At 62.2% G+C, this 20034-nt stretch carries 20 protein-coding genes; 7 read left to right on the top strand and 13 right to left on the bottom strand.

Annotation, left to right across the window (positions count from 1 at the left end):
• Positions 1-84: 84 nt before the first annotated feature.
• The 5 genes from AA309_RS23380 to AA309_RS23355 form a co-directional block, all read right to left on the bottom strand.
• Positions 85-1020, bottom strand: a complete 936-nt coding sequence (locus tag AA309_RS23380) for an HlyD family secretion protein (protein WP_047191437.1) — start codon at positions 1018-1020, stop codon at positions 85-87.
• Entirely contained in the window at positions 1017-1256 is a 240-nt protein-coding gene (locus AA309_RS23375) for a DUF3302 domain-containing protein (RefSeq protein WP_047191436.1), read from the bottom strand. The genes AA309_RS23380 and AA309_RS23375 overlap by 4 nt, the downstream gene beginning before the upstream one ends.
• 24 nt (positions 1257-1280) lie before the next feature.
• Complete coding sequence (locus AA309_RS23370) at positions 1281-3311, bottom strand: alkyl/aryl-sulfatase (protein ID WP_047191435.1); 2031 nt, start codon at positions 3309-3311, stop codon at positions 1281-1283.
• A gap of 311 nt (positions 3312-3622) precedes the next feature.
• Positions 3623-4627, bottom strand: a complete 1005-nt coding sequence (locus tag AA309_RS23365; RefSeq protein ID WP_047191434.1) for a SphA family protein — start codon at positions 4625-4627, stop codon at positions 3623-3625.
• A gap of 488 nt (positions 4628-5115) precedes the next feature.
• Complete coding sequence (locus tag AA309_RS23355) at positions 5116-5352, bottom strand: hypothetical protein (protein WP_047191432.1); 237 nt, start codon at positions 5350-5352, stop codon at positions 5116-5118.
• Between the two features lie 224 nt (positions 5353-5576).
• On the opposite strand from AA309_RS23355, the gene AA309_RS23350 reads away from it, so the two are divergent.
• The 6 genes from AA309_RS23350 (at position 5577) to AA309_RS23330 (ending at position 8524) form a co-directional block, all read left to right on the top strand.
• Positions 5577-5855, top strand: a complete 279-nt coding sequence (locus tag AA309_RS23350; RefSeq protein ID WP_200902036.1) for a hypothetical protein — start codon at positions 5577-5579, stop codon at positions 5853-5855.
• A gap of 87 nt (positions 5856-5942) precedes the next feature.
• Positions 5943-6128: a hypothetical protein gene (locus tag AA309_RS34575; protein ID WP_150117710.1), complete on the top strand. Its 186-nt coding sequence runs from the start codon at positions 5943-5945 to the stop codon at positions 6126-6128.
• Between the two features lie 111 nt (positions 6129-6239).
• Positions 6240-6716: a DUF6894 family protein gene (locus AA309_RS36770; RefSeq protein ID WP_052954946.1), complete on the top strand. Its 477-nt coding sequence runs from the start codon at positions 6240-6242 to the stop codon at positions 6714-6716.
• A 121-nt stretch (positions 6717-6837) separates the two neighbouring features.
• Positions 6838-7557 (top strand): Crp/Fnr family transcriptional regulator, encoded by a 720-nt coding sequence (locus AA309_RS23340; RefSeq protein ID WP_047191431.1) that lies wholly within the window; start codon positions 6838-6840, stop codon positions 7555-7557.
• Positions 7558-7677: 120 nt separating this feature from the next.
• Positions 7678-7938, top strand: a complete 261-nt coding sequence (locus AA309_RS35435; protein ID WP_047191430.1) for a hypothetical protein — start codon at positions 7678-7680, stop codon at positions 7936-7938.
• A 385-nt stretch (positions 7939-8323) separates the two neighbouring features.
• Positions 8324-8524, top strand: a complete 201-nt coding sequence (locus tag AA309_RS23330; protein ID WP_047191429.1) for a hypothetical protein — start codon at positions 8324-8326, stop codon at positions 8522-8524.
• 143 nt (positions 8525-8667) lie between these two features.
• On the opposite strand, the gene AA309_RS32430 is transcribed toward AA309_RS23330, so the two are convergent.
• Both AA309_RS32430 and AA309_RS23320 read right to left on the bottom strand, forming a co-directional pair.
• The gene (locus AA309_RS32430; RefSeq protein ID WP_052954945.1) at positions 8668-10905 is read right to left on the bottom strand and encodes a PAS domain-containing protein; all 2238 of its coding nucleotides are present in this window, start codon (positions 10903-10905) and stop codon (positions 8668-8670) included.
• Between the two features lie 163 nt (positions 10906-11068).
• A complete protein-coding gene (locus tag AA309_RS23320; protein ID WP_160310529.1) occupies positions 11069-11338 on the bottom strand; it encodes a hypothetical protein in 270 nt (89 codons plus the stop codon).
• Between the two features lie 41 nt (positions 11339-11379).
• Between AA309_RS23320 and AA309_RS35430 the strand changes: the two genes are divergently transcribed.
• The gene (locus AA309_RS35430; protein ID WP_160310528.1) at positions 11380-11523 is read left to right on the top strand and encodes a hypothetical protein; all 144 of its coding nucleotides are present in this window, start codon (positions 11380-11382) and stop codon (positions 11521-11523) included.
• On the opposite strand, the gene AA309_RS23315 is transcribed toward AA309_RS35430, so the two are convergent.
• From AA309_RS23315 to AA309_RS23290, 6 genes are all read right to left on the bottom strand, one after another.
• A complete protein-coding gene (locus AA309_RS23315) occupies positions 11520-11894 on the bottom strand; it encodes a rhodanese-like domain-containing protein (protein ID WP_052954944.1) in 375 nt (124 codons plus the stop codon). The two genes, AA309_RS35430 and AA309_RS23315, sit on opposite strands and share 4 nt — an antisense overlap.
• 600 nt (positions 11895-12494) lie before the next feature.
• Positions 12495-14426 (bottom strand): DUF3732 domain-containing protein, encoded by a 1932-nt coding sequence (locus AA309_RS23310; RefSeq protein ID WP_047191427.1) that lies wholly within the window; start codon positions 14424-14426, stop codon positions 12495-12497.
• A complete protein-coding gene (locus AA309_RS23305; protein ID WP_047191426.1) occupies positions 14426-14911 on the bottom strand; it encodes a three component ABC system middle component in 486 nt (161 codons plus the stop codon). The genes AA309_RS23310 and AA309_RS23305 overlap by 1 nt, the downstream gene beginning before the upstream one ends.
• Before the next feature lies 1 nt (position 14912).
• Entirely contained in the window at positions 14913-16100 is a 1188-nt protein-coding gene (locus AA309_RS23300) for an ABC-three component system protein (RefSeq protein WP_047191425.1), read from the bottom strand.
• Between the two features lie 219 nt (positions 16101-16319).
• Positions 16320-17033 (bottom strand): hypothetical protein, encoded by a 714-nt coding sequence (locus tag AA309_RS23295; protein ID WP_047191424.1) that lies wholly within the window; start codon positions 17031-17033, stop codon positions 16320-16322.
• A 190-nt stretch (positions 17034-17223) separates the two neighbouring features.
• Positions 17224-20034: an ATP-binding protein gene (locus tag AA309_RS23290; RefSeq protein WP_047191423.1), complete on the bottom strand. Its 2811-nt coding sequence runs from the start codon at positions 20032-20034 to the stop codon at positions 17224-17226.

Genomic DNA, 20034 nt, shown 5'->3' with positions numbered 1-20034 from the left:
GTCCTTCAGGATCTGCGGATCAAGGGGTGCGTCTCTGGTGCGGGGGAATACGCGCTCAGACGGGGACGACACAAGGAAGCTGAGTCAGAATGGATTGACGTAGTTCAGGATGGCGGTCTGCCGCAGCACGACCTTACGGATCACGTGCGCCGCCTTGACGTGGTTGGTATAGATCGCCGCAAGTCCGATGCTCCCGGCCGGCAGGCGCCTTGCGATCTCCTGATCGTCAAGCCGGATGCGGACCACGAACGGGGCCGCCTGCACCTCCGATGGCTTGACGGCAAGGCCGCTCACCTGTGCCTGTCCCGTCGCGATGGCCTGCAACACCGTCTCGACACGCCCGGGAAAGACCTCACCCGGGAAGGTCTTGAAACTGATCTCCACGGGCTGGCCGACCTCGACGTAACGGGCATAGATCTGCGGGATCTCCACCCCGAAGATCGTCTCCGAGGTGTCGATGAAGGCCATCACGGGGGCCTGCGCCGTGACCCGAGCGCCCTTGCGCAGGGCCAGGTTGGTGACGTAGCCGTCGGCGGGGGCCCGCACGGTGGTCTTGTCGAGGTTCCACTTGGCGCCTTCGAGCTGGGCCCGCAGTTGCTCAACCTCGGATTCCCGCTGCTGCACGTCGAAGGCCCGCCCGGTGTCGCGGCTCTGGAGTTCGGAGAACTGAGAGCGGCGCAGCTCGGCGAACTTGAGCTGCGCCTCGATGGTCTGCACTTGGGCCTGGTAGGTGGTCGGATCGATGCGGAAGAGAACGTCGCCTTCCTTCACGGGCGTGTTGGCCGCGATCGGGACATCGACGACCTCGCCCGTCACCGAAGGAATGATCTGCACCGAGTTGCGCCCTACCACCACCGGGCCTGAGGGCGCGCCCCAGCCCATCGGGATGAACAGGCCGACGAGAAGGACCAACAGCACCAGGACGGGCGACAGCTTCCAGAACGTATTGAGCGGAATGAACCGAAGCCAGACGAACAGGGCGAGAAGCGCGATGTAGCCATTGAGCAGGACGACGATCATTTGGACGTCTCCCGCCGCTCCGGTACGTCGACATAGGCCCAGATCAGCACCAGCGGCCAGAACACGAAGCCGAAGACCAGCGTGGCCCAGCTCCCGATGGCAACCGCCTCCGGCCAAGGGTGGCCCCGCTTGCGGGCAATGCGGCCCGGCATCATGCCGAGTGCCACAATGACGGCAATCAACGTGCCAATTGTGACGAGAAGGACGATCCAGGCGAAGATGTCGATGAGGGCCATGGTGATACCGTCAGTCGGAGCCTCCTAGGCCTTCCACGCCGGCCGCGTCACGATCGGGAACCAGAACTCGGGAACGGCGGTCACGCCCACGAGCTCGCCCAGCGCCGCCGTGCGGCCCTCGGCCTTGAGCGTTCCGTTTGCCATCACCTCCTCCGGTTTTCCGCCCAGAAGGGCCGCGACGATGGCGGCATTGCTGCCCGTGATCGTCAGGTCCGGTGAGGCCGCAGGCTTGCCAGAATAGTTCAGGACGCGGTTGCGCAGCACGAGGGCGTAGGCCTTGTCCGTATCGTCGACCTCGAAGTTGATCGTAATTGTCTTACCCGCCGCCTTCTCGCTGTCGACTTGGATGGCGAGGCTGTCGAAGGCCATCTCCAGCGGCAGATGCCGCACGAGATCGGGCGAGGCCGCGAGGTCGGGGGTCACCTTCGGCAGGCCCTGGCGCAGCTCCTGGGCGCCGACGAAGTAGATGTTGCGCCAGGTCGCGGCCTCCGCCTGATAGCCGAGCTGCTCAAACGCGTCGGCCTGCAAGTAGCGGGCGGCCTGGTGGTCGGGCTGGGCGTAGACTACGTGCTGGAGCAGTTGCGCGGCCCAGCGGTAGTCGCCGGTGTCGTAGGCCTTCTGCGCGGCGGCCACGATGGCATCGGCCCCGCCCATGAGCTCGACATACCGGGGAGCGGCCTGGACGGGCGGCAGCGGGGCGAGCTCGGCCGGATTCTCGCTGAAGTAGCCAAGATAGAAGTTGTACACCGCTCGGGCGTCGTGGCTCACCGTGCCGTAGTAGCCGCGCGTTGCCCAATTCCGTTCGAGCTCCGGCGGGTACTGCACCAGCTCGCCGATCTCCGGCAGCGTGTATCCGGCATTGGCGAGATGCAGCGAGCGGTCGTGGATGAACTTGAAGGCGTCGCGGTAGTTCTCGATGTGTTGGCGGATCGCCGCGTTGCCCCACATCGGCCAGTGGTGCGGCGCATAGAGCACCTCGGCCTGGCCGCCCCACATCTCCAGGGTCTGGTTGAGGTACTTGACCCACTTGGCGGAGTCGCGGGTCTTGGCCCCGCGCAGGGTGTAGAAGTTGTGCAGGGTGTGGCAGGCGTTCTCCGCCGTGCACAGGGCCTTCAGGGCCGGAGCGTAGAAGTGCATCTCGGCGGGCGCCTCGCTGCCCGGGGCCATCAGGAACTCGAACTCCAGGCCGTCGATGGTCATCTTCTGTCCGGTCTCGGTGATCAGGTCCGTGGGCGGGATCAGCGTCGGCGGAGTATCGGTCGATTCCGTTCCGAGGCCGGTCCCCAATGTCTGCGCCGCCCCAGTCCCCCGCCCGAGCGGGGCGCCGGCCATGTACATGACTCGCCGGAGCATGGCGTTGCCGGCATAGACGTTCTCGCTGACGGCCTCCTCCAGGAAGCCGGTAGGGGCGATGATCTTGGTCCGTCCGGCCGCGACATCCTCCGCCGTCGTCACGGCCGCCACGCCGCCGAAGTGGTCGAGGTGGCTGTGGGTGTAGATGACCGCCGTGACGGGCTTGCGCGGCCGATGGGCGAAATAGAGGTCGAGCGCGGCCTTGGCCGCAATGGTCGAGATGGTGGGATCGATGACGATGAGGCCGGTCTCGCCCTCGACGATGGTGAAGTTGGCGATGTCGAGGTTGCGCACCTGGTAGAGGCGGTCGACCACCTTGAACAAGCCGGCGAAGCTGTTGAGCTGCGAGATCCGCCACAGGCTCGGGTTCATGGTGTCCGGTGCCGGGGCGTCGGCCGGCACCTGCAACTTTGCCAAGTCGAGGGCGACCTTGCCCTGGGCGTCCTTGAGAACGTTGCCTGGAACGTTGGCGATGAACCCGCGCTGGGCATCCTCGAAGTCGGTGCGGTCGTTGAACGGGAGCATGTCGAGCATGCGCTTGTTGGCGGCCTTGGTGAACTCGGTCGGCGGCTTGGGCGACGCCGAGCCTACCGTGCCGGTACCTGCCTGAGTGCTGGTCTGTGCCTGCGCAATCGGTGCCACCATCGGCGCGATTGAGGCGGATGCAAGCAGGCCGATGGTATCTCTGCGGTTCAACGTCATGACGGTCTCCTGGTTGGGACATCAAGATCGGAGCGGGAGGACGAGTGTAGATCTATTCCAGAAGGGGCCGATGCCCTCGGCGGCGCAGCAGTGGCTGTTTTGCAGGTCCATGGGCTCTTCCCTGGGGTGACGCAACCACTCAGGTACTGGAGCGACGTCGACGAAGCCGTCGATCGAAAGCGGCTCGCCGGGAGCCAAGGTCGGACGCAGGACTTTAACTTATGTTACTAGGATACCCTACCCAGCCAGGGTGGCAAGCGAAGTCGCACTGGGAGACGTCTCCTGCCATTCACGTCTTCATGAGGCGTCCGTCAGTACTTTGCGGTGACAGGCCGCATGGGCGCAGGAGCAGTCGGCGCGCCGAGCGGGAAGCCGACGGTGAACAGGCCGATGGTGCCCTGGGGGCGGTTCTCGACATCCACTTCGCGCAGCACCTTGATGCGGGCGGAGACCGGGGTGCCGGCAACCGTGAAGTCGTACCCGGCCGTGGCGCCGACCGCCGTCACCCGGCCCTTGAAGGGACCGATCCGATTGCCCGCGCCGGTGTCGCTGGAGACCTGGTCGTAGTAGCCCGCGAGCAGCCCGACCGAGAACTCCTTGGTCAGGTTCTTGCTGATCGAGACATCGATGTGGAAGGCGTTGCCACTCCGGTAGTCCGTGTCGGGGTTCTCGCCATTGAACTCGAAGCCGACGGCGCCCGAGAGGTCGAGGCCGAGTTCCGGGTCTAGCCAGGTGAGCGCAGCGTAGACGTCGCCGATCCAGCGGTTGAAGGCGAGGTTGGAGAGTTCGCCCTCCTCATAGCCGCCGGCGGGAATGCTCACGGTAGTGCCAGCCTGCCAATGGAACTTGCCCGCATCCCAGCCGATCAGGGCCGCCGCCACGGGGTCGCCCAGGACGAACGAGTCGTCGCGCTGGCTGAACGCGAAGGTGCGGCCCACCCGCGGCGCCTCGATCAGGACGCCCGCGCTGACCCGAGGCACACCGAACGGCAGGCTGATCCCGATGGCGGTGCGCCCCCCGAGGATCTCCAGGGGCGTGACCCAGGTGGCGGTCAGGAAGTCGGCCCTGACCTCCGTCTGCACGTCCGCCAGCACCGCGCCGCCGATCTGGATCCGGCGGCCGCCCGTGAGCTCGCCGGAATAGGCGAAGAAGTCGTTGGCGAAGTAGAAGCCGGGCGGCGGGACGATGCCCGCCCCGGGTCCGTGGCCGCCGGGAATGAAGAGGCTGGCGCCGCCCTCGGTCGCCTGTGCCGCGCCAGTGACGAGGTCCACGAGGAACCCGAGCGCGAGGATGGGCGCAAGGTGATGGCGATACATGGATGCCCCCGCAAAGCTTCTCCAAGAGCCGCAGCATGGCGCGTTTCGGCCGGCGGGTAAACTGCGGGACGACTGGTGGTCCACCGTCAGCCGGAAGGGCCGCTTAGGGTCATGCACTGCCCTTAAGCGCTGCCGTATGAACGTCTGCTTCACCCTCCCTTCGCGGAACTTCGGCTTAGGTCAGCCCCGTGCCATTTCCCGACATTCCAGGTTCGCGGGATCGGAGGTGAAATTTTGGATCAGGCGGTTTATGGAATGGCCGACACGATTTAGAATTGTGGTCAAACAAGGAATGAGCTTGATGGGTGGCTCCCATGGCCAAGAGTGATCCTGTCCCGTTTCCTCCAACCTCTTTGCAGCATCTCATCGCGGCCCAACGGGCTCAGCGTCCGTGGGATCAGGAGCAGATCCGCCGCGCCCGAGAGGCCATCGAGCACTCCCGCAAGCTGCTGGCCGAAGTGCCTGCACCTTCCGCCTCCCGCCGAGGATCAGCGGGCGGACCTCTCCCGACGCGCGATGGCATCGAGGATGACCACCCGGTGGTCCTCCCACTGGACCAGGGTCTGCTCGAACGTCGTCAGTAGGTTCTCGGCCAGGGTCGTATCGTGACCCTGCCGGCTCAGCCGCTCGATGTCGGCGACCAGGTCGGCCACCCGCTGCCGGCCTTCAGCCAGGTGACGATCCGCCAGGATCAGATGGGCATACTCTTGCGCGAGATCGGCCATGGCGGCGCTCCTGAAGCCTTGCAGGCGGGAGCGCGCGTCTCTCTCAGCCACCAGCGCCCACGGGATCCGACCGGCCGGTGATAACTCATGATGCGCTGGATCGGCCCAGAAGTCCAAAGAAGTCTTGGCAAGCCCCGATGACTTGCGGCAAACCCTTGCTGGAACAGCTTGACGGGTGGCGCGCTTGTCACGACACACGGCTCCCATCGAGCGGAGGAGGGCTTATGCCTGACTACGAGGCGTTCCAGCGCAAGGAAGAGACGGATCGAGCGAGGTTTGAGCAGCTCATTGCTGAAGGCGAGCGGCGTGTGACGAAGCAGATGCTCCTGATCGAGCAGTTGCGGGCCGATGGGCACGATACGGCCCAGGCGGAGCGGTTTCTGGCGGAGCTGCGGGAGACCCTTGCGGAATGGCACCAGACCAGAGCCGATCTCACGCTGGTCGCGCAGGCCTACGAGGTGCTGGAGAAGGTTCAAGGCCGCCCTCCTGAAAGTCGCACCTGAAGCCTGATAGATCCCTTGGCCGAAGAACCGACCGCTTTTTAGCTTAGGTCAATGCCGCTCGCGGCCCGCCGGCCTATGATCCAGGCCATGAGCCAGTTAGAGCATAATCGGCATCGGACACACCTGCGCTTGCGTGCGACGCGACGGGCTGTGCGGCGGACCAAGCAGTGGGTTCAAGAGGCCGAGCGCGTGCTCGAGGAGAGCCGCAGCCTGCTCGACCGACCGGTTTACCCCAATGATCCCCGAACTGCTCCCAAGCTCGACAAGTCATAGCGCACGCAGGCCTGCTGCGGCCCAGACAAGCGGAAACTCTCGTTAAGCGGTGAACGACGGCTGCATCTGGTGGTTGATACCACGTGATGCTCCACACAAGGGGTCCAGGCCGTGTACGTCCCCTCTCATGACAAGGCCGCCGAGTATCGCCGGCTGGCTGAGGAAGCGCGAACCCTCGCCAGACAGATCTCGATCAACGATGCCCGCCGCCACCTGTTTGAGACGGCCAAGCAGTGGGAGCTGCTGGCAGAGGAAGCGGAACGCCGATCTCAGGGAACCGACCCTCGTTCGAACGCCGAGCCGGATGGAGCGCCCCTGCTCCCAGGTGCAAAGGGGCCCATGCGCCACTTCTTCTTCGATACCGATTATGGCGTCTTCCGGACCGTCGATGACGTCGGGACGGAGTTGGCGGACATCGAAGCGGCCAAGACCGAAGCTCGAGCCGCTGTGGCCGACATGGCCAAGGACGGGCTTCATGGTGGTGATCCGCGCGATTTTGTGGTCAGCGTCCGTGATGAGGCAGGACGAACAGTTCTGCGGGTCACCCTCGCGCTCACCACAGAGTACCCTGCGGAAGGTCGGGAGTAAGGCCACGCACCGTCCGAAAACCTCGATCCTGACCACCCGCCGGATCCCGCCAAGATTGTGACCTTGGCCGCACCTCTGCTACACAGAGGAGGATGATGAGGAGCTTGGAAGGAACGCGCCCGTGATCGCCCGGCTGATCCGCAGGTTGGAGCGGTATGATGTTCTCTCGGACGAGGAGAAGCAGGTCCTCACCGATGCCGTCGCCCGGGTCAGAGAGGTTTCGGCCGATGAGGATCTGGTACGGGAGGGCGATCGTCCCACCGAGAGCATCGTGCTCCTCGACGGCTTCGCCGCCCGCTACAAGCTGCTGCGGGCCGGCAAGCGCCAGATCACGGCCCTGCACGTCCCGGGCGACTTCGTCGACCTGCACAGCTACATCCAGAAGACGATGGATCACGGCGTCGTGGCCATCACGTCCTGCCGGATCGGCTTGGTTCCCCATGCAACCCTGCGCACGATCACCGACCGGTACCTCCACCTGGGTCGGCTGCTGTGGCTGCATACCCTGATCGATGCCGCCACCCATCGGGAGTGGCTGGTGGCGATGGGCCGACGTCCGGCGTTCAACCAGATCGCCCATCTCCTGTGCGAGCTGTTCCTGCGCCTGCAAACGGTGGGGCTGACCCAAGACATGAGCTTCGAGCTGCCTCTGACGCAGGCAGAGCTTGGAGATGTGCTGGGGCTCTCGACCGTGCACGTGAACCGGATCGTCCAGCAGCTTCGAGCCGAGGAACTGGTCACCTGGCGCGGGGAGACCGTCACCATCGAGGACTGGCCGCGGCTGCAAGAGGTCGCCGAATTCGATCCGGCCTTCCTGAACCTGGAACGCGAGCCGCGCTGACAGGAGCAGGTCCTTCGCCGGATCATCAGCTCGGTCCACATCCATTCCCCGGCGGCATCCCTGGAACACGGGCGGGCGACCCGATGTTGAGGATCGACAATTGTGCGAGTGGGCTGTGTCATGGTCATCGAAGACGATCCTCTGTTCCAGCGTGCCGAGAAAGCTGTGACTGAGGCTGTCCAGCTCCGTCAGCGCCTGCTCGCGGCGCAGGAGCAGGTCCAACACCAAATCCAGGAGATGGCCCGGATCGAGGCCGAACTGGACCTGCTCCTGCCGCACCCGCCCGACGAGCTGGCCAGGGTCAGAGAGTTGCTGGCCCAGGACCCGCCTGTCGAGGGAGAGAGATCGCCTGGTCGTGCCTGGCGATGGCGTCCGGGATGAGCAGGAGGTGGTCCTGCCAGAGCACCATGGTCTCGTCCAGCAACCGCAGCAGGTCCCTAGCTGCGGCGGATCGGAGCCTTTCGCGGTCATCCGGCGGATCAGGGCGATCTACCCGGCAACATGCTGCTCGCCCGCAGCGAGGTGCCGATTCGCCAGGACCAGAGGTTGGCGTTCTTGGTCGAGACCGGCGGTCGTGACGACACTCGTCGGCCGCGGGCGGGAGCGCGCGTCCCTCTCAGCCACCAGCGCCTACGGGGTCGCCGACTGGTGATAGGAGACAAACGGTCCGATCCTCCTTATGGTCAGTCGAAAGCTCCGGCACTGGAGGAACGATCGGCACGTTCCACGGTCTGTACCTTTTGTGCTGTGAGAAAGGTCTGCGGCCGTGTTTGTCCCTCCCCTCGACAAGGCGGCCGAGTATCGACGGCAGGCCAATGACGCACGAGCCACGGCGAAGTGGATCTCGCTCCTGGATGTCAAACACCAGCTCCTGGAGATGGCCCGTCATCTGGACGTGCTGGCTGAGATCGAGGAACAGAAAGCTCGGCAGACTGCGCCTATTCAGACGCCGAAACCGGAAGCATGATTCCCAAACAGCTAAGGTGAGCTCTGGGTCAACCTCCACCTTCCTTCCGCCCAACAAACGTCGGCGCTTCCGTCTCAGGAGTGCCATTGCTGGACCTTCAATGGTGCCAACGCGGGTCAAGGCACCCGGATCGGATGTCGGCTTCATCGGATCGCCGGCATTCTTTCAGCCTGGAGCGGGAACACCAGGGAGAAGCGAGCACCCGGCTCGGCCGACCCAGCGGCCAGCTCGCCCCCGAGCTGTGCCGCGAGGCTGGTGATCACCCTCATCCCAAGGCTCCCGCGGCTCTCGGCCAAATCGAACCCCGGCGGCAGGCCACGCCCCGCATCGGACACCTCAAGCCGGTAGTAGCCGTTCGGGAGGTTCGTCCCAAGCACCCGCACCTCGCCATCCTGGTCTTCGGGGTAGGCATGCTTGTAGGCGTTCGTCAGCAGCTCGTTGACGAACAAGCCGATCGGTACGGCCAGGTCCGCGCTGACGATCGCCGGCTCGGCGCGGCAGACGGTCGAGTGCCTGGGTGCGGTCGCCCCAACGGCCGAGCACATGTCACTGAGGAAGGGCCTCAGGTCGATGTCGCGCGTCCCGGCACCACGCCAGAGCTGGTCGTGCACACGGGCGACGGCGTGCACCCGCTGGGAGGCCTCCTCCAGCGCGTAGCGCGCCGCGCCGTCGAGGGAGCGGGCTTGCAGCTTGAGCAGGCTGGAGATGAGGGCGAGGCTGTTCTTCACCCGATGACTGACCTCCAGCAGCAGGGTGCGCTGAAGCTCGAACGCCTCACGCTGGTCCGTGATGTCGGTGCAGACACCGATCCCCTTCTCCACCCGCCCGGCCCGATCACGCAGCGTCGAGATGCGGAGAATGAACCAGCGCCAGGCCCCGTCGGCCCGACGGATCCGGCACTCCATCGCAGCGGGTCTGCCGCTGCCCGCGGCCTCCTGCCATATCGCGGCCGCCCGGTCGCGGTCCTGCGGATGCAGCACCTGCCGCCAGCCCTCGCCGAGCAGCGCCTCGGACGACAGGCCCGTATAGGAACAATACTGTTGGCTGACATAGGTGTTCGCCCCCGCAGGATCGGTCTCGAAGACCAGGCCAGGGATGGTATCAGCCACCGCCCGGAACCGCGCCGCGCCGGCGCGCGCCTCCGCCGCCGCCTCCCGCTCCAACATCTCGGCGGTGACGTCCTCGACCTGATGAACGATGTGGCGGATCTCGCCGTCTGGCCCGAGCACGGGAGAGTTCAGGGGCGACCACCAGCGGACCTCGAACTCGCCGCCAGGACGGCGGATGTCGTACTTCTGCACCGGCATGCGGTCGGGCGCACGGGTCTTCAGGACGCGCTCAAGCGAGGCGCGCAGGTTGGACACGCCAGTGGCACCCGGGTCGGCCGGATTGTCCGGAAACACCTCGAACATCCCCTTTCCCACCAGGTCCTGCCGAAGTGTCATCGTGGCCGCGAGGTAATGCTCGGAGGCTTCCTCGATGGTGAAGTCCGGTGCGAGGACGAGATGGGCGGTCGGCTGTGCCTTATAAAGCCGACGGTAGCGTTGCCGCGCGGCATCGAGGCTGTCGATCCGGCCCGCAGCCCACATCACCACGGCACCGAGAAGGAAGGCCGTCGCCGCACAGACGACGGCCAGCCGGAAGTCCGGCGGCACATGGCCGACGCGCGAGGCGATCAGGGCGGCGGTACCAATGCCGATCGGTAGGACGAGCGCCAGAGGCAGCAGGATCCGCAAGAGGGTGCCGCCAGGGGTGTCGAGCGTCAGGCGGCGTGGCCATCCCCTGAGCGGATCGGCAGCCAGTGCTCCGGCCGACAGCATCCCAAGCACGACGGCGGTGGGCAGGGAGACCGCCGAAAACCCGGTCACTTCGAGGATCGATGCGTCGAAGAGGTAGGCCAGCAGGGCCACGCCTGCGAGCATGAAGGCCGCGGTTGCCGCCGCCACCGCCGAAAGCACCATCCGACGCAACGCCTTCGCGGTGATCGCGGAGGAAACGAGGAGGAAGCCGAGGGCCGTCATCTCAGCCATCCGGCCGGGGTACTGATAGGGACCGGGTTGGTTCGCCAGCCGATCTGACAGCAGCCATCGCTCAAGGCCCAAGTCCAGCCCGGCATAGGCGACGAGGTTCAGCAAAGAGATCACGATGACCAGCGCGGCCAAGCCGACCGCAGCCCTGCGCGTGCCAAGCATCTTGGTGCCCAGAAGCAGCATGGCGCCACCGCAGGAGACCATCGCCAGGGCCGTCATCGGCTGCGCCGCAGGGAAGCCGGGGATGAGGGATTGCAGCGCCGTGATCCCTGCCATCCATCCCGCCAGGACGAGCACACCGGCAAAGATGGCAATGCCGCCGCAGGCTTGCGAGAATGAGCGCAGGTTCATCGGGCTCCGGTTGGCCTTGGGTCAAAGCGTGAACACTTCCCTCGAGGGGAAGTTCCTGGCGGCTGAGGCGGCAAGAAGGGGCAGGCGCAGCCACGGCCGAGCTTGTCTGGGTGACAAGGGGCGGCACGCCCTCAGCAGGACGTGGCCGGTGCCAATGGTGTGCTCAACTTTCCCGAAGAAGTGGCCTCCAGCCGCGGATCTGCTTATCGGAGCAAAAGCGCGGCGGCTCCCCGAAAATCCGCCAGTAGCCGATGCCCGCCGCGGGATTGAGGCTCCAACAGCCAACGGGTTGCGGAAGCGTGGGCGGTGTCTCCTCTCCGATCATCCAGAGGATCACGGGCGTGCCGTCACGCGGTGCGATGCCAACCGGGAACCAGTCCTTGTCCGTTCCTGCTCCCGACATGATGGAATGGACCTCGCGGGACTTTGGCAACGTTTGCATCTCACCTGAGGATCTGTCGTGGGGGTGAATGGATGAGTGAGCGCGAAGTTCGTGCGCCGGCCAGGGATGCCGATGCCGAGCCGGATCCATTCGGGCAGGAGATGGCCACCATCCTGGGTCTCAGCCTGACACTCGCCCTCATCAGCTATTCGATCTTGATGTACGCCTTTCTCTAGCTGCCCCGGCTGGCCCCTGCCCACGCCAGGGCACCGCCCTCGAGAAAATCGGCCGGAATGCCCTCGTGCCACAGCCGGGCGGCCACGCCCTTGCTGAGCTTCTGGCCATTCTGGCAGATGACGACGGCCGATCGGCTGCTAAATTCGTGCGCCCAATCAGCGACGGCCTGCCACGGGCGGCGGACGGAGCCGGGGATCAGGCGCGGGTCGGCCGCGAAGTCCTCTTCGGTCTGAACATCGATGAGGAACGGGCACTTGGGCGTGTCAACCAAGCGGGCGAGCTTGTCGAGGGAAATGGTGGTGATTGACGGTATGGCAATGCGTCCATGCTGAAGGTGAGCCGGACGCGATGCTATGGGCTGTCCCCTCATAGGAGATGTAGGCGCCAGCCGACCGCGCTTGTTAACAAACTCAATCAGGGTGGGACGACGAGCGGATGACGCGAGTGTCGCCTCTGCTTTGACAGTCTGCTGGCCGGCGAGCCGATGGTCCGGAACGGGTCAACTCGGCCTTTAAGCGTGGCCTTATATAGGTCTGCTTTCGGCCAGAACACGGAAGTTCGGCTGAGGCCCTGTTAGAGCCGTTAACCCTCCCGTTTCTCCTGCTCAGAGTTGGCCAACCGAAAAGGGCGAGTTGGAGGGTAAAACGCCAACTCGCCCTTCGGTGATGTCCTTGTAAGCAACCCGTAAGGGTCCTGTTCTGGTAACAGAGGAGAGGTGGGTGCTCGCAACGCCCAGCCCTTCTTGCGAAATATATTCAACCTCACTGCCGTTGCGAAGTCTCCCCTTTTGGGGAAGCTTCCGTCCGTCGGCACGCCGGCCCCATGGGATGATCTAAATGCCAATCTTCCTGCACCAATGCAGACGCTTGGCCCGACGGTCATCTGGAAACTAAGTTGAAGGCAGGCGAGCCTGCTACTATAACTGTCATCTACTTACAGAACGACCATGACGTGGGGCGATTCATTAAGACTACAGGTTTTGGTCCAACCAACCTTGGGGTACCAAGGATCCTCCCTGCCACCAGTCGTGCTTGAGGTGGTCTGTGAAACGCGGGTCGTTCTCGAATTTCGCGTGGTCGGTGACTATAATCTGCATCTGGCCTTCAAATTTTTCGACGACGTCGAAAAGCCACTCGTAGATTTTACGGACCTCCATCCAGTCATTGTCTTCTGTCTGCCCGTCAGCTGAAGGGAAATAGACCTGTGACGGCTGATCGAGGATCAAAAAGTTAGGTACCGGCCGTTTATTCGAGGCAAACCATTCGTGGAGAGCCAGATGGCCGAGCAAGTGATACCAGACCCAGTTCCGCCCGCTACCGAAGCGTGAAAACGGAATCGTCTCGTCTGCCGTCTCGCTGACAAGTCTCGGCCCGCGGAGATCAAATGTCAGAAAACCGTTCGCGTACTCGAGATGCTGCTCGCGAGCCCAGCGGGTGATCTGCTGCCCGATACCGCCGAGGAAGGTCGCGGTCTTCGCGCGAACGTCTGACAGGTTCGTCTCTGATTCGAGTTCTTCGATGTCAGTGACCAAGGAGGCCTTCTCAAGTTCTAGCGCGACACGTGTCTCGTCGTCGTCAACCGATATGAGCCTACGGAACATGTCGACCATGCCAGAAAGCCGGGCAACCTCGTGTTTCTGCTCCAATAACAATTTGATGGAGGATTCCTCTTCCTTCAAGCGCTGAACCTCGCGCCTGAGTGAAGCGATTTCCGACGTGAGATTGGTAACGGCGGCACGGCGCTTGGAGAGTTGTTCCCGGACATCGGCCTTGTCCGAACTCACCATCGCAAGTTCAACGATGAGTGTTTCCAGAGAGCGCTGCATATCCGCTACAGCCGGCGTGACACTCTCCAGCCTGCTTTCGCAAACCGGACATTGCTTAGAATCGTGGTCATCTGCGAGAAGATGCAATGCCGTCAAACGCCGCCGCTGTTCGTTGAGTGCGTTGTCGACAACATTCTGGTCGTTTTCAAAGCGCTCCAAAGCGTCGATCTCTTTTTTGAGATCTAATCTTTCACGAGTCTTACTCAGCAGCTCAGTATTCATCTGCTTGAGGAGATCAAGGTCCAGACCATCCGCTAGTTGGCTGTCGCCGAAAAGAGTGGATTGGAGGGTAGAAGAAACGCTCTCGAGTATTTGTGCTGCCGAGCTCCTAGCTGGAATGTCGGATGATGCAATCAAACCCAGTCGGGTACTTTCCGCCACGATTGATACGAGTTCCGCGTCACGATTAGCGGCGATCGATACGCTGCGTTCAAGAGCCCGCTCGACCTCGCGCAGTCTCTTCCGCTTATTGCGGAGTTCGGCTTGCTTTTCGATGATGGCCGGGGAGATCGCCCCAAGGTAGTATGGCAACGTTTCTCTTATCGTCTGAGCGAGTTCGCTTTGACGATGAAAATACAGGTCCGGGTTGGCGATCTCATTCTGCTTTTGGAAGCTGTAGATGAGACCTGACCGGAAGGTCAGCTTCTGTCGTTCGGCCGTGCCGTCGGCCCGAGGAAGAAGTGTGACCCCCACACCTAGGAGCGATCCGACTTTCTCTACAAGATCATCGCGGCGAGCATTTGGCTTTAAATCACTCAGAGGCGGCGTTTCGTGGTCCGGGTTGGGCCGCACGAAGAACTCATTGCTTGCTGCCCTCCCTAAGGGGACGCTACGGCGGGCCACGAACAACCTTTCCGTACCGAAGTCGAGTTTCAAGGCGAACCATGACACGGCATTCGAGATCACACCTGCCGGGATTTCAAAACGCGATGCTCCAAGACAGTAATCGACGACGCTTAGCAGTGCGGACTTTCCCCGACCGCTTGGGCCACTGAGGATATTCACGCGACCTAAGTCGAATGGGATTTCGTTGATCCTGCCGTCAAGGGAGTAAAGGACCACGCTCTGGATCTGCATTATGGTCTTACTCCTATTTGTTGGTAGATTCCTCTGTCGTCTGCTACCTTCGCGAACCACCTTCCGACGAATGCGGCCGCCTTCTGGTCATCATCAAAGGTTTTGTCTGACTTCAAGATCGGTGGTCCCTTGGCAGCCGCGATTAGGCGGCCGTTCTCAATCGAGATCCAGTTCGAGCGGAGCGACGTCAAAACGGCTTCCTTGACCTGCGGAACAAGGGACTGTGTAGACGAGAGCAGGTCGGTTCGAATTTCTGGGTTATCCCTCAGCCACCTCGAGAACCGGGTAGCGGTGGTGCGGGGAAGAGCATTCCGGATATCGGGATGCACGGCCATGGCGACGCCGGGAAACGCAAGGGCTAGCGACATGCCCCCGTTTATGGCGTTATAGCCTTTGGCTAAGCTATATACGAGGATACCGAGATAGCTCGGATTAAAATAGTTGGCGAAATCTGTCTGCCGATCATTCCAGGGAGCGAACGCCATATCATTCGACCGACTTGAATTTTGCGACCCAGTGAGGGTGCCAACCGATCACCGGGTCGTTCGCCATGAGGTGTAAAACGCCACGCCGTAGATAATCGATCTCAACGTCTTTGAGCTTTGCCTGACTTCCCGAGAGTGAGCCGCTTAGAGCGGCTCGACCGAGCTTTGCCAGCTCAGACTCTGCGTCATCCCGGCCAAGGCAAGCGTCTGCGTCAGGTTCGATCGCACCAAATTTCGCAGCCCAGTGACCGTAAAGCTGATCCTTAAACTCTTGCAATTCCTTAGGCTGCAGCCGCAGGCTCTCGAGCCAACGCTTTATGTGCCCATCAGCCTTGTACACATCGAGCAGCGCCCCTGCGACCGCCGTCTTGTCCGGAGCATGCCCTATAGCCATCAACTGCCGAACGAACAGCCTCTGCAACAGGCGGGCCTTTTGGTCAGCGTCCGGGTTCGTGATATCTTCGAATATTGGCAGGCTCGACACGACATATTGGGAAACCAGATCCGTGATTTTCTCTTGGAGCAGCTCTTTACTGATCGCCACTTTCTCTTTCGCTCTGAGGCGCTCGATCAAAACCCAGTACCACCAGCCAACCAGCGACTGCGCCAAGCGCTCCAGATTTCCAGTCGTGGCACCCGTCAGGCTTAATCGCTTGATGATCTTCTGGCGGAGGCTCTCGATCACCGCCACTCCCGGCACTATGGTCATGTTTCCAATCAGCACGCCGCGGGTGGCTTCTGGCAATGCCAAGAAAGGCTCGACGTTCTTCTTCATGCTATCCGTCGTTCCGGCCTCTATCTCCTCCGCGATCTCCATGAGAAGGGCCTTTGCGGCCGTTACGTTCCTCGTTCCTCCCGTGCCCCCTTTTGGTGCTAAATAGTCGACCAGCATCGCAGAAGACGACGCCTGAGCAGTGGTGAGCAAGAAGAATGAGGTCTTGCTTGGATCGACAGCGTTGTCCCTGACGAGAGAGGACCAGATGCGAATCGTTTTCCACAGATCAGAGCTTTTGTCGGTGAAGGCCTTTGCCTTGGCGGGATCGTGGTGTTTCAACTGCAAGAGCTCAAACGCGTCGCCCTCCCCTTCGACGACCACATCGTCAAAGGTTTCCACCATAAAGCCCTCTGCCGGATCATCCGTATCTAAAGCTCGAAATAGCGCATACTCACACTGGTAGATATATCCCACCAAAGAGTCTGCAGCAGAAAAACTCTCTATCCCAGACAATCGCTACCTGCCACCGAAGTCGGATCGACCTTTGCATTTAGATTGGCAATCTCTCGGCGCAATTGCAATTTTAAGACGAGTCTGTTGGAATGTTTTCCATAGTAAAACAGGTAGTTCCACTACGATCTGAATTATGCAGTAAAAGTCGCTCCAACAACCCTCAGCCCCACCAGCTCGTCGTCAGACCGTTTTCAGCCGTACAGCTGCCAAACGCTCAAAGTCATCGATTCTGGCACATAGGTCGGTTGCGGCTGTATTCAGTTTTCTCGCGTTGTCGAGCGTGCTTTGGGAGCGCCCTCGACGTTGATCCTGGTCCGTCATCACCGTGGCCAGCTCTGGGTTGTTCCAGTGGCTGTGGATGTACGTGAGCGCAAGACCGATAAATACACGAAGCGCAGAGCGGACTTCTTGAAAAGATTTCTGAAGTTCGGGATCACTGAACTCGTACCGACCGCCACGCCAAGTCGCGTCCATGTCGAAAAGCGGGTCGAGCGCCTTTCTCGGGAAGGTGTTGCCGAGATCATGTTCTCGCAAAAACAGGAGGACGTCGTCCGTCACTTTTTCACGGAAGCGCTGGTGGAGATCCACATCATGCAGATTGGGGGTTGGTGAGAGCTGAGGAGCCCCGGTGCGCTCCGGCACAACTCGACCGAGGATCAGCACGCCTATGCCGATACCGATTAGGGCGAACCCAATCCAAGTTGGGGCGTCAGGGATCACAATCTTCGTCCCGCCAAGGGCGAAGAGGCCAATAATTATGTACTGGAGGATGCTGGTCAGGGCCGCAATGCCCGCAACCACAAGCGAGGCTGCAACCCTGTTCCAAGCATTGCCCGTCGCTATTTTGATGACGCTAAGGGTAAAGTCCCAGCCCGGGTGCCGTCCAACCATCATATCTCCCACTGACGCGAGCCACAGGCGGCTCGAGCCCAAGCCTATGCACTTCCGTGAGCCCAATGTGCAATAGTTCACTCTGCCAGCGGGGTAACACGTGGATGTTTGCTGTCGTCATAGATCCATTCCACCGCTTCCCATCATGAATTGCGGTCCCGCCGCCTCCTTGAACTCATGACTTTCGCGATACCTACTCCCAGTCTGCGATCTTCAGTCCAAGGCTGCGTGCGTTCTCGGAAACTGCCCGCTTGATCTGGTCACCTGCTCCATCTGGAAAGTCTGCTGCGATCTCGACGGTGACCCTCACCTGTGCGTTGGGATCTGTCATGAGCAAGCTTACGATCTCCTCCGCGAGCTGGATCATCCGCATCTTTGCTGTGGCCGGCGGGATATCAGCTGTCCCGTGGAAAGAACGAGGTTTCGGCTGCCCAGGAGGTGGGTCCTGTCGCGACCTCTCGTCGTCCTTAGCTGGTGGGTCCTTCCTGGGTAGTGGCTCTTCATGCGGCTTCGGCGGCTCAGATTCCGGCTTCGGCCGGTTCGCCTCTTCAAAGGTCTTTGCAGCCTCCAATTCGATCAGCAGCAACGTGTCGTCGAGCTGGACGTCGCCCATGCCTAAGTGGAAGCCTTCGAAGACCTCGCCGTTCTGCCCGTATGCGGTGCCGAAGAAATCCCGGCTGGCCGCTCCGTTCCTGATTGCTTTGGTGAGCACCTCCCGGTCTTTCAAGCGCGGAAGGTAGAGGTACCGCAGGGTATCCTCCCAGAAGGCGATGGCCTTTGCTGCGGGCTCGTTCGGCCTCCAATAGAGCTCCTTCAGCTTCGCGCGGAGGTGGATCGGCGACCACGTGGTGATGACGAGCTCATTATCAAGGCAGACCCGCTCGATCTCGCTCCCCAGCGAGCCGCCGCTCGTGTTGAGCGCGAAGGCCTCGACATGGGGCTTCGGATCCGTCGCGTTCTCCTGGCCTGGGCACAGCAACCACTTGAAGCATTCGCGGATGGCACGCGGAAGGACGTCCTGGGCGGTCTGAAGCTCCTTCTCCGCCTGCCTCTGTTGAAGCAGGTCTACGTTGAGGCGGCCCTGCTTGATGTCTTCGACAATCGAGCCCCAGGCCAGCACGATGCGAGCTGCATCGTTGAGCCGGGCAAGAGCACCATGGTCCGCTGCCAGGAAGAGCAACCGATTACCACGGTAGCGGGGCTTCAGACCATTATTGCGGATGTAATCCAGCACCGCTTCTTCAGCGATCCTGACCTCATCGCGGGAGTGCCAGATCTTGGGCGGCAACACCACCAACCTGAGGCCACTATCATCCGGCACGTCGCCATGAGGCGTGAAGATGTGGGTGCCGTCGAAGAATGACCCCGCCCCTACCACCCGTTTCATGCCTTCCGCGATCATGCCGCGGACGTCGGTCTCATCATTGTAGCGCCGCTTGCGGTCCTCCATCTCGCGCCGAAGGTTTGCGCGCGTGTCGAACCAATACCGGGTCGCATCCTGGGTTCTGTCACCCGAGCTGTTGAGATAGTGGAGGCGGTCTGACAGTCGGTTCAGAGCATCGGTGTAGTTGGAAGAGGCTTGACCCGGCTGAAGGCATCCTAGGAGGATTCGGGCCCGGTCCAGGCCGCGAATGCCGGACTGATGGACGACGGACGAAGGAGCGCTGCCCAGGAAGATGGTACGTGCCACCCTGCGCGCGGCATGGAGCTGGCCGAAGCGGGGCTCCTTGTTCTCGAGCTCGGTCGTCTCGGCGCGATCCCCATCGATGTCGCGGTCGATGACGGCGTCCCATCCGGCGGGCAGGTAATACGTCAGCTCGCTTCGACTGCTGCCATCATAGAGCGGCAACGTGCCAGGCAGGACCATAAGATCCTTGTTGTCGTCCTTCCAAAGCCGGTAGATGACCTTCGCCATCAGCTTCAGGACGCCGCGAGTGCGCTGAAACCCGTCGATTGTCGTCCAGTCTTCGTAGAGGCGATCGAAAACCTCAGGGTGGATCGGATAAGCCTGCACGAGCCTATCATAGTACCGCCTCTCCTGCGTCTCGGACGGGAGCTTCGCCCCCTCCGCGACGTAGGCGTCGGCGAATGCCCGACAGACGGCATCCCGTGCCGCTGCATCGCGAACCGGCTCGAAGAGCCGCCGACGAACGATCTCAAACGCCTCTTCCGTCGCAACTGGCTTCCAGAGCGCCTGGACGCGACCGAACGTCTTCTCAAGGGCTCTCAGTGCCGCGACACCCCGTTGGCTGCCGGCCTCGATTTCCGACTCCGGCAGCGACGCGAGGACGATCGCCGTTGGCACAAGCTTCACGGCTTCGGTTAGAGCCTGGATGAAGGACAGGTTGCTGTCGTACGTGCCGCCGCTCAGCTGCTGGCCTTCCGGGAACTGGCGGACGTAGGCCTGGAGCTCATCGATCAGGACCACACAGGGTGAATAGCGCTCGAGCAGGGTTCGAAGCACGTCCTTGCCTGGCGATGTGCCACTCGCGTCGGCATCCTTGACGAGCTCGAAAGCCTCCGCCTTTCCAAGCTGCCACGCGAGCTCACCCCAAAGCGTTCTGATCTCCTGCTTGCCTTCCATTCGGGGCTGCCCGGGCGCGCGGTCGGTGCCGTCAATGACGGCGACCCTCGCCTTGGGCACGTCCATGAGGCCAGCGCGGTCTATGAGCTCCGGAATGCCAGCCATCTGCGACAGCTCACACTCTCTCGAGGCGAGGTGATAGACGGCGAGCATTGTGTGCGTCTTGCCCCCGCCGAACGCGGTTTGGAGCTGGATGACGGGCTCACCGCCCTTGCCGGCCAACCGCTGCGCCACCTGCGTCAGGAGGAGACGCATGCCCTCCGTGATGTAGGTCCGCTCGAAGAAAGGAGCCGCATCCTGATACTCCAGGCTCGCCCTCTTCATGTGGACCGCGGTTATGTCTGCCGCGAACTCTGACTGCTGGAATGTCCCGCTGAGCACGTCATGATGCGGAACGGCGATTTCTCTCCAGGGCTTCAT

Origin of the sequence: Microvirga vignae (genome assembly GCF_001017175.1) — a bacterium.
Lineage (GTDB): Bacteria > Pseudomonadota > Alphaproteobacteria > Rhizobiales > Beijerinckiaceae > Microvirga > Microvirga vignae.
Note: the sequence above shows the minus strand (reverse complement) of the source record. Positions and strands in the feature narration are given on the sequence as shown.